Below are 14,625 nucleotides of genomic sequence, written 5' to 3' on the forward strand. Positions count from 1 at the left end.
TCGAACAGCTTGTTTTGTTCTTGTACTGTATGCTTATTCAGACTCGTCCTAAAACATGCTATACTTTTAACAATGCTCGTTCGAAAAACAAGAAAGAGCGTACTGAAGGTCTGAAGAAGTAAGGCTTGCTTTTCCTTTCGCTTCAAGCGCATACTGTGTTTATTGTTTAACGCACGATCACGTTATACATCACAAATGATCGTTCCGTTTCAATCATGTTTACTAAAATACATTCACGTTTATTAGATAGAAGGAAGTGAAGAAAATGTCATTCGACGGTATTTTTACATATGCCATTACAAAAGAATTACAAGATGAACTCGTAAGCGCACGAATCTCAAAAATTTATCAGCCATTTTCAAACGAGCTTGTGCTCCAAATCAGAGGACGAAATGGAAATAAGCGCCTGCTTTTATCCGCTCACCCAAGCTATGCGCGCATTCATTTCACAAATGAAGCGTATGAAAACCCATCAGAACCACCAATGTTTTGTATGCTGCTTCGCAAGCACCTAGAAGGTAGTATTATTGAAAACGTCTACCAGCCGGGCTTGGAGCGCATGATTGTTATTGAAGCAAAGAGCCGAAATGAAATTGGCGACATTACCCATAAGAAGCTAATCATTGAAATTATGGGCCGACATAGCAACATCATCCTTGTCGATAAGGACCGTGAGACGATTATTGACAGCATTAAGCACATTTCGATGGCCGTTAACCGTCATCGTACGATTTTACCTGGTCAGCTCTACGTTGAACCTCCTGCACAGGAAAAGATCAATCCATTTGATGCTACAGAAGAAACGATTCTTCAGCAGCTCGATTTTTATGGAGGAAAACTTCACGAACAAATCGTTCAACGTTTTGAAGGGATCTCGCCCCTCTTAGCTAAAGAGATTGTTCATCGCGCTGGGCTTGCTAATCGTTCAACGCTTCCGAAAACGTTTGTAGATGTTTTCAACGAAATTAAAGAAGATCGTTTTGTACCGAACTTAACGACAGTAGATGGGAAAGATTACTTCTACGTGCTCTCTCTCTCACACCTTGACGGAGAGGCAAAGACATACGAAGACATTAGCACGCTTCTAGACCGCTTTTATTATAGAAAAGCAGAACGTGACCGTGTAAAACAACAGGCGAATGATTTGCTTCAATTCATCCGAAGCGAACGAAATAAAAATGAAAAGAAAATTAAAAAGCTTGAGCGAACGCTAAAGAGCGCTGAAGAAGCGGATCAATTGCAGCTTCAAGGGGAGCTATTAACCGCTCACATGCATATGTTCAAACAAGGAGACAAATCGGTTGAGGTTGTAAATTACTATGATGAAAATGGGGCTACCATTACCATTGAGTTAGATCCACAAAAATCACCGTCTAGAAATGCTCAAAGCTACTTCTCGAAATATCAAAAGGCGAAAAATTCCGTAGAAGTAGTAAAAGAACAAATCGCTAAAGCGGAAACAGAAATCTCATATTTCGATTCCATTATGCAACAAATGGAGTCTGCTTCTCACAAGGATATTTCTGAAATTCGCGAAGAGCTGATGGAAGAAGGCTATTTAAAAAATCGACGCGGCAAGCAAAAACAGAAAAAACCGCAAAAACCAACGCTTGAACAGTACATCGCAAGCGATGGCACAGAAATACTTGTCGGAAAAAACAACAAGCAAAACGAATACCTAACAAATCGTGTGGCGGCTCGTGATGATGTCTGGTTCCATACAAAAGATATACCAGGATCACACGTTGTTATTAGGTCGACTTCACCATCTGATGACACGATTCTAGAAGCTGCAAAGCTTGCTGCGTATTTTAGTAAGGCAAAGCTTTCAAGTTCTGTACCGGTGGACTTCACAAAAATTCGCCATGTAAAAAAACCAAGCGGATCAAAGCCTGGCTTTGTGATTTATGACAATCAGCAAACCGTCTTTGTAACGCCTGATGAAGAATTAGTATTAAAGCTTCGAAAATAACCAAAAGGCTCTGGAATGCTCCAGAGCCTTTTACAATGGAACAGAAAACTAACCAATTCCTCAAGCTTTACTGTTAGCACCTAGGTCTATTAAAAGCCTCTATCTAAAGTTCATTCTTACTCGCATTCATTTTAAATAGCTGGTTTTATTTATTTGGAATAGAAAGCTTTTTCCCTTGAGAATACGCAACCATTTGAAAATTTCGTTCATTTTTTTGCCTTTCTAATTCTTTTTGAGTGTAACGAATGGAATATACAGTACCAAACCGAACACTATACAAATAGCCGTTTTCTCGTTTTTCTTCTAGCATTAATCTCGTAACTAGTTGTATAGGAACCTCTCGTCTTTTCATTTGGGGGTCGTCTTCAATCTCAAATTCAAACGACCTTACCTCTTTGGGTGAAAGTTTTTTATCAGTATATAATAAAATTTTATACTCAACGGCCCTCATTAGTTTATGATCCACGTGATCACGATAAGACACTATTTGACTATTGATAGATTTTACTATAAATGGTGACGTGCGATTGTTGCTTTCATTCTTTGTTTTCATTTCATTGCCCTCTAGACGGTCTTCATTTCTTTTCTTCTGACCTTCTTTTAGGTTTTCGCTAACAGATGAATTCGTATTCACACATCCCACTAAAGTAACAGTCACCAAGATTAACAAGGCTAACACTTTTCTCATTTTATACCCCCAAAATTAATAACTCTTTTTCATTAGTAATTACACAGAAAGAAATAATAACCTCCGAAAACTAACTAAAATATTACCAAAACGTACTCATTCAGATCAGAAATAAAAGAGGCGACCCACATGAGGATACGTCTTTTAACAAGATTAGTATGTCTATCTCACTGCTTCAAAATGCTGGTTCCAGGTGTATTTTTTAAGTCTAGTAAACCATTTAAATACTTCCTGTCCATATAAAAAAGGCTCTGGTATGCTCCAGAGCCTTTTCTTATGATAAAACAAGCCAGCTTTCAGATGACGGATCCTCACGCCATTTTAATAACTTTTCCAAGTCTGCTTCTTCAATGGTTCCTTTTTCAACCGCGACCTGAACAAGAGTCGAGTAATCTGTTAAGGAGTACGAGATTAGTCCTTCTTTTTTAAACAACTCCCGTGCTGCTTCCATTTCGTATGTAAAAATTGAGACGACGCCTAGTACGTCACAGCCTTGTTCTTTTAGGGCATTTACGGCCGTCATGACGCTACCGCCTGTGGAAATTAAATCTTCCACCACGACAACGCGCTGTCCTTTTTCCACTTTTCCTTCAATTTGATTCCCGCGACCGTGCCCTTTTGCTTTGCTGCGCACGTAGCACATTGGTAGCTCTAACCCTTCACTAATCCATGCGGCATGGGGAATGCCAGCTGTTGCAGTACCAGCAATCACTTCAACATTGTTAAAGTACGTTTTAATAAGATGCTGTAATCCTTTTGCGATTTCTTTTCGTACGTGTGGATACGACAAAGTCAGTCTGTTGTCACAATAAATCGGTGATTTGATTCCTGATGCCCATGTAAATGGGTTATTTGGCTCCAAGCATACGGCTTCAATAGTAATTAAATGCTGTGCAATTTCTTTTTTCATACGGTTACGCCCTCCCACTGTTGTTTCATCTTTTGATAGGCTAGTACTGGATTCTTCGCTTTTGTAATAGAGCGTCCAACAACGATCGCACTCGATCCGTTTTCTCTCGCCTGCTGCGGTGTTACGATACGAACTTGGTCATCAACGGAGTCCTCTGCCATTCGAATTCCTGGCGTCACCGTTAAAAAGCTTGGTCGAAGGTGCGCGCGTAGCAGCGGTACTTCAAGGCTTGAACAAACGACACCATCTAAGCCGCTCTCGTCTGCTTGCTTCGCATAATGAAGCACCACATCGTTTAACGATTCCTTAATGAGCAACTCTCGCTCCATCATGCCCTGTGATGTGCTCGTAAGCTGTGTTACGGCAATGCAAAGCGGCCGCTGCTTTCCTGCTTGTGTACCTGCAATTAACCCTTCAACGGCTGCTTCCATCATGCGCGTTCCACCTGCTGCGTGGACGTTCACCATATCAACGCCGTAGTTTGCTAAGGACTTCATTCCTTGCTTTACGGTGTTCGGAATGTCATGAAGCTTTAGATCCAAAAAGATGCGATGATTGTGCTCGTTTAAATAAGCCAAAATAGCAGGTCCCTCTTTGTAAAAGAGCTCCATTCCTACTTTAAGAAACAGAGATTCTCCTTCAAATGGCTGTAAAAACTGCTCCACTTCCTGCTTTGAGGAAAAATCAAGCGCGATAACCAGCGACTGATTCATGCTTCTTCCAGCTCCTTCCGATACATTCTGATACGTGATCATAGCCATATCTCTGCAGTACTTCAGGTAATTCCTCAATAATCGTTGGACATACAAACGGATCAACAAAGTTTGCCGTTCCAACCGCAACGGCGCTCGCTCCTGCATACAAAAACTCAAGCACATCCTCTGCGTTTGTGACACCGCCCATGCCGATAATCGGAATGTTCACCTGCTGACTAACCTCATAAATCATTCGAATAGCGACAGGCTTAATGGCTGGCCCTGACAACCCCCCCGTCTTATTCGCTAATACCGGTGTCCCTGTTTTTAGGTCCAGACGCATGCCCATAAGCGTATTGATCATCGTTAAGCCATCTGCTCCTGCTTGTTCAATTGCTTTTGCCATTTCTACAATGTTGGAGACGTTTGGTGAGAGCTTTACATAGACAGGTACTTCGGATACTTCTTTTACCTTTTTCGTAAGATCTGCTGCTACGACAGGATCTACTCCGAACGCAATACCGCCATGTTTTACGTTTGGACAGGAGATATTCAGCTCAAGCGCTCCGACATTTTTGACGGTTGATAGCTCTTTTGCAACTTGCACATAATCTTCTGCACCCCCCCCGGCTACATTCGCAATAATAGGTAATTTATATGTCTCTAAAAAAGGAAGCTCTTCTTCCATGACTTTTTTTAGCCCTGGGTTTTGGAGGCCGATCGCATTTAGCATGCCTGCTGATGTTTCCGCAACACGAGGTGTTGCGTTTCCAAATCGCGGCTCAGGAGTCGTTGCCTTCACCATAATGGAGCCAAGCACGCTTAAGTCATAAAAGGAGGCATACTCTCGTCCAAACCCAAAGCATCCTGATGCGGGCATGATTGGGTTTTTCATCTCTAACCCTGGCAATCTCGTTTCGAGCATGCTCATAGCAATACCTCCCCTGCTTTAAATACCGGACCATCACTGCACACTTTTTTGTAAGCCGTACTGCCTTCTTCAACCGGACAGACACATGCAAAGCATGCTCCTACTCCGCATCCCATACGCTGCTCAAGTGAAAGATATAGAGGTGCTCGGTCATGGTAATTTCCTTCTAATGCACGGAGCATCGGCACAGGGCCACACGCGTACATCTGATCGAACGATAGCTGCTTTTGCTCAATAATATCCGTCACAAATCCCTTTGTACCGTAAGTGCCATCAACTGTTGCGACGTACGTCTCCCCAAGCTTCATAAATTTTTCTTCATAAAATACATCCGGAGCACTTTGAAAGCCTAATACGTGAACAACTTTTACCCCTTTTGCCACAAGCTGCTGTGAAAGCTCATAAAGTGGGGGAACACCAATCCCACCTCCTACTAAAATAGCCGTTTCCCCTTCACTCGAGGCTTCTACGGGAAAACCATTTCCAAGCGGACCGAGGACGTCTACATGCTCCCCTACTGCCTTTTCAGATAACAGCTTCGTTCCGAGTCCTTCTGCACGATAAATCATCGTAAACTGCTCACGAATTTGATCAATATTCGCAATGCTAATCGGGCGACGCAAAACTGGATTATACTGGTCGTTTACACGAAGATGGACGAACTGGCCAGGTTCGTTCATCTCGGTAACAAGTGCACCTTCAAGGGTGAGCGCATAAATATGTCTTGCGATCGGCTCATGGCTGATCACCCTCATCATTTCTTTTTGTATCATGAATACGTCACCTCACGCGTTTTCACCGCTTGGCGCATCGGCTGTGTATTAAACCCTACTGTTTCTAGGACGCGTAAGATGGCATTAGCTGTATCAAGTGACGTTAAGCATGGAATGCCGTTTTCGACGGATTCTCGGCGAATTTTAAAGCCATCGCGCGCTGGCTGCTTTCCTTTTGTAAGGGTGTTAATGACAAGCTGTGCCTCGCCCGTACGAATCACATCCACAAGCGTATTTTCTTCACTGCCAATTTTGTTGACGATTTTCGCTTTAATGCCTGCCTGAGCAAAGAACGAAGCAGTGCCTTCTGTCGCTAAAATTTGATAGCCAATGTTATAAAAGCGCTTCGCAATTTCTAATGCCTCTTCTTTATCTTTATCCGCAACCGTCATGAGAACAGATCCGTATGTTTTAATCGACATTCCTGACGCGATTAACCCCTTGTAAAGAGCCTTTTCATACGTCGTATCTTGCCCCATGACTTCACCAGTTGATTTCATTTCTGGTCCAAGCGTAATGTCGACGCGACGTAATTTCGCAAACGAGAAGACCGGTACCTTTACGTACACCCCTTCTTCTTCTGGATGAATGCCTATTTCATAGCCTGCGTCTTTTAACGTTTGACCAAGCATCGCTTTTGTTGCGAGGTTTGCCATTGGGATACGCGTAATTTTACTTAAAAACGGTACCGTACGGCTTGAGCGCGGATTCACCTCTAGTACGTAAATCTCATTTTTTGATAGAACAAATTGAATGTTTAACAGTCCGACAATGTTTAAGCCTTTGGCAATTCGAATCGTGTAATCAACAATCTTTTGCTTGATTTCCTCTGATAATGTTTGTGCTGGGTACACCGCAATGGAATCGCCTGAGTGAACGCCTGCACGCTCAACGTGTTCCATAATTCCAGGAATATAAACCGTTTCTCCGTCTGCAATCGCATCGACTTCAATTTCTTTTCCCGTTAGATAGCGGTCAATGAGTACCGGATGATCTGCGTGCACCTTCACCGCATTTTTCATATAATGAAGCAGATCTTCTTTGTGATACACGATTTCCATCGCTCTTCCACCAAGTACGTAAGATGGACGAACGAGTACCGGATAGCCAATTTCCTCTGCAATTTCCACGGCCTCTTCAACAGATGTGGCCGTTTTTCCAAGTGGTTGTGGAATGTCTAAACGAGAAAGCACGCGTTCAAATTTCTTGCGATCCTCTGCAGCATCTAGGCTTTCAAGTGATGTTCCTAAAATGCGTACACCACGTTTTCCAAGCTCTTCTGCCAAATTAATCGCTGTTTGGCCACCGAACTGTACGACCACTCCGTACGGCTTTTCAAGATCAATAATATGCATCACATCTTCAATCGTTAGCGGCTCAAAATACAGCTTATCGGAAATACTAAAGTCTGTTGATACCGTTTCTGGGTTGCTGTTCACGATAATAGCTTCGTAGCCTGCTTGTTTAATAGCCCATACGCTATGAACCGTTGCATAATCAAACTCAATTCCTTGCCCAATGCGAATCGGCCCAGATCCTAATACGATCACACTTTTACGATCCGTTACGATTGATTCGTTTTCATCTTCGTACGTTCCGTAAAAATACGGTGTGGATGATTCAAATTCTGCTGCACACGTATCCACCGTTTTATACACAGGGACAATGTGATTCTCTTTACGCAGCTCATAAAGCTCCTGCTCCGACATGCCCCAAAGCTCGGCAATTTTCGGATCTGAGAATCCTGCTCTCTTCGCTTTTTGAAGTAGAGATAAGTCTCCCTTGCTCTCTTTTAGCGTCATTTCTAACTGAACTACCTTTTGCAATTTATACAGGAAGAAAAGATCAATCATACTCCACTCATGAATCGTCTCAATTGTCACTCCACGTCTGAGCGCTTCTGATACGTAGAAGATGCGCTCATCACCAGCATTACGAATTCTTTTTTCAAGCAGGACGTTGTCAATTTCGTCTGCATCCTTTAATTCTAGATGACAAAGTCCTGTTTCAAGTGAACGTACGGCTTTTAACAGTGATTCTTCAAACGTACGACCGATCGCCATTACTTCTCCTGTGGCTTTCATTTGTGTGCCAAGATTACGCTTCGCTGATTCGAACTTATCAAACGGGAAGCGTGGAATTTTGGATACGACATAATCAAGTGCTGGCTCAAAGCACGCATATGTTTTTCCTGTTACAGGATTAATCATCTCGTCTAGCGTTAACCCGACCGCAATTTTCGCCGCAAGCTTCGCAATTGGATATCCTGTTGCTTTAGATGCAAGCGCTGATGAGCGACTTACGCGTGGATTTACTTCAATAATAAAGTACTGAAAGCTATCTGGATCAAGCGCAAGCTGTACGTTACATCCACCTTCTATGTGGAGGGCACGAATGATTTTTAGCGATGCGTTTCGAAGCAGCTGGTACTCACGATCACTAAGCGTCTGACTCGGCGCTACGACAATGGAATCTCCTGTATGAATACCGACAGGATCGATGTTTTCCATGTTACAAACAACGATGGCATTATCGTTTGAATCGCGCATCACTTCATATTCAACCTCTTTGAATCCTGCAATGCTCTTTTCTAGTAAACATTGTGTAACCGGGCTATTTTTAAGACCGCTTGATACGATTTCAATGAGTTCTTTTTCATTGTGACAGATTCCTCCGCCCGTTCCTCCTAGCGTGTAAGCAGGTCTGACGATAACCGGATAATCCACTTGATCGACAAAGGAGTAGGCTTCCTCTAGCGTATGAATGATCTCACTCGCTGGAACAGGTTCGTTCAGTTCATTCATTAAACTACGAAACAGTTCACGATCCTCCGCTTGCTCAATGGCGCTTAGCTTTGTTCCGAGAATTTCCACGTTCATTTCATCTAGTACACCTGATTTTGATAGCTCAACTGCCATATTTAAACCCGTTTGTCCGCCTAGCGTTGGTAACAGCGCATCAGGTCGCTCTTTGCGAATAATGGATGTTAAGAACTCCAATGTTAATGGCTCAATGTATACCTTATCTGCGATTTCAGCATCCGTCATAATCGTCGCTGGATTTGAGTTCACGAGGATGACGCGATATCCTTCTTCTTTTAGTGCTAGACACGCTTGTGTGCCGGCATAATCAAACTCTGCTGCTTGCCCGATGATGATTGGTCCTGATCCGATTACTAAAATAGTTTCAATGTCTACGCGTTTAGGCATGCTTCATTCCCCGCTTTCTTATTTGTTTCCATTAAGTTTACGAACTGATCAAATAGTAGGTTGGCATCGTCTGGTCCTGGTGAAGCTTCTGGATGATACTGCACAGTAAAGGCAAGATGGAACTTATGTTTTAACCCTTCTACTGTTCCATCGTTTAGTGCTCGATGCGTAACGACAATATCCGTCCCTGTAAGTGAAGCCTCTTCTACCGTGTATCCGTGGTTTTGAGACGTGATCATCACTCGGTTATGTTCTAAATCTTTTACTGGATGATTGGAGCCACGATGACCGAATCTCATTTTTTCCGTGTTTGCTCCGCACGCTAAGGCAAAAAGCTGGTGTCCCAAACAAATTCCAAACAGCGGAATTTTCCCTAATACACCTTGAATCATTTGAATTGCTTCAGGTACATCCTTTGGATCCCCAGGTCCGTTACTTAGCATAATGCCATCAGGCTCTAGACGAAGAATTTCTTCCGCCGTTACGTTATGCGGTACGACGAGTACATCACATTGACGCTTCGTTAATTCACGTAAAATGCCGTGCTTCATTCCAAAATCAACGAGAACAACTTTATTTCCGCGACCTGGACTTGGATACGCACGCTTTGTTGATACTTGCTGTACTTGGTTTGTCGGTAGAACGGCTGTTTTTAAGCTATGAACCACCTCATCTACGTTCACATCCATACTGCACATTTTCCCTTTTAATGTTCCAAATTCACGAATTTTCTTTGTCAGCTTTCTCGTATCGATTTCCGCTAATCCTGGAATGCCCTTCGCTTTTAAAAAGGCATCGATGGAAAATTGACTGCGGAAGTTGGACGGAAAATCGCACATTTCCTTCACGATAATCCCGTGTACCGCTGGCTCAATTGATTCAAAATCGTCGCGGTTCACGCCGTAATTTCCGATAAGTGGATATGTAAACGTAACGATCTGACCACAGTAAGAAGGATCAGATAAAATTTCCTGGTAGCCTGTCATTCCTGTATTAAAGACTACTTCACCTGTTTTTTCTTGTTCACTTCCAAATGCTTCTCCTACAAATACTGTGCCATCTTCTAAAATTAGTTGACGTTTCATACTTCAACACTCCCTTTCTCCCATACACAAGTTCCCGCTACAAACGTCGCGACAGGCCATCCTTTACATGCCCATCCTGCAAACGGCGTATTTTTCCCTTTTGAGACGAATTTCGTTGGATCAATTGCTTCTTCTGCTGCTATATCGATAAGAGTAATATCAGCCGGTGCGCCTTCTACTAGTCTTCCATAAGGAAGCTTGAACGTTGAAGCAGGCTTTTCGGTTAACCATCCAATAAGCTGTGTGAGCGTTATTTTGTTCGTTAATACCAGGTTTGTATACAAAAGTGGAAAAGCTGTTTCTAATCCGACAATTCCAAACGGTGCAAGCTCCATTCCCTCTGCTTTTTCTTCTGCCATGTGCGGGGCATGATCAGTTGCGATAAAATCAATCGTCCCGTCTAGCAAGCCCTCTAAAAGTGCTTCTTGATCTGCTTTTGCACGCAGTGGAGGATTCATTTTATAATTCCCATCATTTCCTGGGATGTCCTCTTCACATAGAAGAAGATGATGAGGCGTTACTTCTGCTGTTACACGAATTCCAGCACGCTTCGCATCGCGAATCACTCGTACGGATTCTTTCGTACTGACGTGACAGACATGGTAGTGACAGCCTGCAGCTTCTGCAAGTAAGACGTCACGTGCGATTTGCAGCGATTCACAGATGGACGGAATTCCTTTTAAGCCATGATTCTTTGCAAATGCTCCGTCGTGAACACAACCACCGTAGATTAACTCATTGTCTTCACAGTGAGCGACAATCGTCATATCTAGTGATGCCGCTTTTTTCATCGCTTCTAGCATCATATGAGAGGATTGTACGCCGACGCCATCGTCTGTGAAGGCAAAAGCTCCTGCTTGTTTAAGCCCGTCAAAATCTGTGAGCTCTTTTCCTAGCTGTCGTGTTGTAATAGAAGCGTATGGAAGCACTCGAACGATCGCCGTTTCTTTAATCTTTTGCTGTAGCCATTCCATTTGCTCTTTCGTATCAGGGACCGGTCTTGTATTTGGCATCGCTGCAATCGTTGTAAAACCACCTCTTGCCGCAGCATGCGATCCGGTTGCAATTGTCTCTTTCTTTTCACCTCCTGGCTCACGTAAATGGACGTGAACATCCACAAACCCTGGAGTAAGTAATTTTTCGTGAGCATCTATAACCTCAGCAGCTTCCTCATGAAGATCTGCACCAACCTTTTCGATGACACCATTTTTAATAAAGACATCTACCTTTTCTGCTTCATTTTGTTCATTTAGCCATAAGCCATTCTTGATTAAAAGCGACATTATTCATTCCTCCTTTATGTAATTGCAAAGCTCGGGCTAAGACAGCCATGCGAACGTAAACGCCGTTTTGCATTTGCTTGAAGATTCGGGATCTTTCGCATTCTACTAATTCATCTGCAATTTCTACTCCCCTGTTAACAGGCGCAGGATGCATAATGATGCTCGATTTCTTCATAAGACGCTCGCGTTTTACCGTTAATCCGTAGCGTTCATGATAATGATCGACTGCGTGTTGCCCTCGATCGTGACGCTCTAATTGAATACGGAGAAGCATCACGACATCTGAATACTTCACTGCTTCGTCTAACTCAACATACTCCCCTGGAAGTGAATCATCTCTCCATTCTTTTGGTCCTGAGAAGTAGACCGTTGCTCCCAGTTTCGTCAGCATTTCTGCGTTCGATCTTGCTACGCGACTGTGACGGAGATCACCGACAATCGTTACTTTTAACCCTTCAAATCCTCCAAACTCTTGCTGAATGGTGAGGAGGTCGAGCAAGCACTGTGTTGGGTGCTGTCCGCATCCATCTCCGGCATTGATGAGTGGGATAGATACTTTATTCAGCAGTTCTTCGTAGTAACGATCCTGTGGATGGCGAATCACCACTGCGTTCACGCCCACTGCTGCAAGCGTCTCAATCGTATCGTAGAGCGTCTCTCCTTTTTGAACGCTTGATGCACTCACTTCAAATGGAATAACATCTAGTCCAAGCTTTCGCTCCGCTACCTCGAAGCTACATTTTGTTCTCGTACTTGCTTCAAAGAATAAGTTCGCAACAAACGTTTGAGTAGTCGGACGAATATGCTGATCACCGAATCGTAATTGCTCCGCTGCTTGTAACAGCTCTTTCACTTCATCAACCGTTAGATCTGAAACCGATACTAAATGCTCCATTTCATTTCCTCCTTCGTTTTCATAAAAAATACCCTCTCCGTTAGGCGGAAAGGGTATGACAAAACAGCGCTACAGCAAGCGGTGTTTCACCCTTCCAAGCCTCTCTGGACTTTTCTTAAAAGGTGCTTATGAAATTTTCACCTGTGATGGCTGCTCACCTTGTGTTTCGACATCTTCTTCAACTTTATCCTGTGGTAGTACCAGGTTGAGTAAAACGCCCACGATAGCTGATAACGCCATTCCATCTAGCTTTATTTCGTCCGTAATTTGCAGCATCGCGCCCCCGACTCCTAGTACTAAGATGACCGATGAGATAACGAGGTTACGCTTCGATGATAAATCCACTTTGGACTCAACCATCGTACGAAGACCTGATGAAGCGATAATTCCAAAGAGTAGGATTGACACACCGCCCATGACCGGAGATGGAATGCTTGAGATCAGCGCTGAAATTTTCCCAATGAAGCCAAACAGAATCGCAATGACCGCTGCGCCTCCGATGACAAACACGCTGAATACTTTCGTAATCGCCATAACGCCAATGTTTTCTCCGTAAGTTGTGCTTGGAGGTCCACCAATGATTGCTGCAATCATCGTCGCCACTCCGTCTCCCATAATGGAGCGATGCAGACCAGGCTCTTCTAAAAAGTTTTTGTTTACGACTTTATTAAGTACTAAAATATGACCAATGTGTTCGGCTAGTGTGACCACCGCAATCGGCACCATGATGGCAACGATTCCCCATGTCAGATGTGGTGTATATGATACAAACGGTACCGTAAAATCAGGTGCTGCAATCCAGTCTGCTTTTTTCACATCAGAGAAGTTGACAAGTCCTTGTGTCCACGCAAAGGCGTAGCCACCTACAATTCCGAATAAGATTGGTACGAGACCAAGAAAACCTTTGAAGAACACTGAAGCAATGATCGTAATGGCTAGTGTGACAAGTGCCACAACAAAGTATTTCGTATCGTACTCTCCGCCTTTTTTCATCGCCATATCAACGGCTGTTCCCGAAAGTCCTAAGCCAATGACGATAATCACTGGACCGACTACGATCGGTGGCAACATTTTCATTAGCCATTTTGTACCCGAACCTTTGATAATGAGGGCGACGACCGCGTATACGACTCCCGCAAGAAAACTTCCTACAAGAGCTGCTCCTGGCCCCCCTCCTGCTTTAACGACAATAATCGGCGAAATAAATGCGAACGATGATCCTAAGTATGACGGCAAGCGCCCTTTTGTAATTGCGATATATGTGAGTGTTCCGATCCCACTTGAGATTAATGCGATCCCTGGATTTAATCCGACTAGTACAGGAACTAAAATGGTTGCGCCAAACATGGCGAATAAGTGCTGTAAGCTCAGTAATAACATTTTATGCGGTTTTGGGATTTCACGAATTCCTAACCCTTGGTTTTCCATATTCATCACCTCATCAAATAAAAAAGCTCTTTATGCCAGGAGCGCATAAAGAGCTTTTTTAGTATAACAAAACAGACGAACTCCACCTGTTCTATTATCATAAGCCCCTTAGCAGTCTCACTGAACTACATTTAAAAGGGAAACATTTTTTTAATTTTCGTAAATGCTTACTTGGTCGGTTTGATCAATCTCTGTTAATCGTACCGCTATTTTTTCTTCTGCTGACGTTGGGATATTCTTTCCAACGTAGTCGGCTCGAATCGGAAGTTCACGATGTCCTCTATCTACGAGAACAGCAAGCTGGATTTGCGACGGTCGTCCAATATCGACTAACGCGTCTAATGCTGCTCGAACCGTGCGTCCTGTGTATAACACATCATCAACAAGGATGACCGTTTTATTGTTTAGATCAAACGTGATGTCTGATCCTTTCACAAGCGGTTCTTCGTTATCCGTTACTTTCGTTAAATCATCACGGTAGAGCGTAATATCTAGCTCACCTACTTCGATCGGCTTTCCTTCAATTTGCTCGATTCGCTCCGCTAAGCGTTTTGCTAAATAAATGCCTCTAGTTCGGATCCCGACAAGTACGCTATGTTCAATCCCTTTGTTTCGTTCAATAATTTCATGTGCGATTCGTGTTAAAGCACGACGAATGGCTTGTTGATCTAGTACAGTTGCTTTTACATTCATTACTTTCACCTCACAAAAAAATCCTCTCACCGATTGGCGAGAGGATTTTTAGACATACGTCTG

General features: G+C 43.3%; 12 protein-coding genes. 1 reads left to right on the top strand and 11 read right to left on the bottom strand.

The annotated features are described in order from the left end of the window. Positions 1-265 precede the first annotated feature (265 nt). Positions 266-1,972: an Rqc2 family fibronectin-binding protein gene (locus AMD01_RS20565; protein ID WP_053403339.1), complete on the top strand. Its 1,707-nt coding sequence runs from the start codon at positions 266-268 to the stop codon at positions 1,970-1,972. Positions 1,973-2,117: 145 nt separating this feature from the next. Here AMD01_RS20565 and AMD01_RS20570 read toward each other — a convergent pair whose 3' ends face one another. The 11 genes from AMD01_RS20570 to pyrR all read right to left on the bottom strand — a co-directional run bounded on the left by AMD01_RS20570 (position 2,118) and on the right by pyrR (position 14,562). Further along, on the bottom strand, positions 2,118-2,660 hold the full coding sequence (locus AMD01_RS20570; protein ID WP_053403340.1) for a hypothetical protein: 543 nt from the start codon (positions 2,658-2,660) through the stop codon (positions 2,118-2,120). Between the two features lie 274 nt (positions 2,661-2,934). Beyond that, on the bottom strand, positions 2,935-3,570 hold the full coding sequence (gene pyrE, locus AMD01_RS20575; RefSeq protein WP_053403341.1) for an orotate phosphoribosyltransferase: 636 nt from the start codon (positions 3,568-3,570) through the stop codon (positions 2,935-2,937). After that, the gene (gene pyrF / locus AMD01_RS20580; RefSeq protein WP_053403342.1) at positions 3,567-4,283 is read right to left on the bottom strand and encodes an orotidine-5'-phosphate decarboxylase; all 717 of its coding nucleotides are present in this window, start codon (positions 4,281-4,283) and stop codon (positions 3,567-3,569) included. The genes pyrE and pyrF overlap by 4 nt, the downstream gene beginning before the upstream one ends. Then, a complete protein-coding gene (locus AMD01_RS20585; protein WP_425415154.1) occupies positions 4,255-5,190 on the bottom strand; it encodes a dihydroorotate dehydrogenase in 936 nt (311 codons plus the stop codon). Before AMD01_RS20585 ends, pyrF begins: the two co-directional genes overlap by 29 nt. Before the next feature lie 2 nt (positions 5,191-5,192). Next, positions 5,193-5,969, bottom strand: a complete 777-nt coding sequence (locus AMD01_RS20590) for a dihydroorotate dehydrogenase electron transfer subunit (protein WP_053403344.1) — start codon at positions 5,967-5,969, stop codon at positions 5,193-5,195. Then, positions 5,966-9,178 (bottom strand): carbamoyl-phosphate synthase large subunit, encoded by a 3,213-nt coding sequence (gene carB / locus AMD01_RS20595; protein ID WP_053403345.1) that lies wholly within the window; start codon positions 9,176-9,178, stop codon positions 5,966-5,968. The genes AMD01_RS20590 and carB overlap by 4 nt, the downstream gene beginning before the upstream one ends. After that, positions 9,163-10,263, bottom strand: a complete 1,101-nt coding sequence (locus tag AMD01_RS20600; RefSeq protein ID WP_053403346.1) for a carbamoyl phosphate synthase small subunit — start codon at positions 10,261-10,263, stop codon at positions 9,163-9,165. Before AMD01_RS20600 ends, carB begins: the two co-directional genes overlap by 16 nt. Continuing rightward, a complete protein-coding gene (locus AMD01_RS20605) occupies positions 10,260-11,546 on the bottom strand; it encodes a dihydroorotase (RefSeq protein WP_053403347.1) in 1,287 nt (428 codons plus the stop codon). Before AMD01_RS20605 ends, AMD01_RS20600 begins: the two co-directional genes overlap by 4 nt. Next, positions 11,509-12,441 carry an aspartate carbamoyltransferase catalytic subunit gene (locus AMD01_RS20610; protein ID WP_053403348.1) on the bottom strand — a complete coding sequence of 311 codons (933 nt, stop codon included), beginning with the start codon at positions 12,439-12,441 and terminating at the stop codon, positions 11,509-11,511. Before AMD01_RS20610 ends, AMD01_RS20605 begins: the two co-directional genes overlap by 38 nt. 126 nt (positions 12,442-12,567) lie before the next feature. Then, the gene (locus AMD01_RS20615; RefSeq protein ID WP_053403349.1) at positions 12,568-13,875 is read right to left on the bottom strand and encodes a solute carrier family 23 protein; all 1,308 of its coding nucleotides are present in this window, start codon (positions 13,873-13,875) and stop codon (positions 12,568-12,570) included. 144 nt (positions 13,876-14,019) lie between these two features. Next, positions 14,020-14,562 (bottom strand): bifunctional pyr operon transcriptional regulator/uracil phosphoribosyltransferase PyrR, encoded by a 543-nt coding sequence (pyrR, locus tag AMD01_RS20620; RefSeq protein ID WP_053403350.1) that lies wholly within the window; start codon positions 14,560-14,562, stop codon positions 14,020-14,022. Positions 14,563-14,625: the final 63 nt, after the last annotated feature.

The organism is Priestia koreensis (genome assembly GCF_001274935.1).
Classification (GTDB): Bacteria; Bacillota; Bacilli; order Bacillales; family Bacillaceae_H; genus Bacillus_AG; species Bacillus_AG koreensis.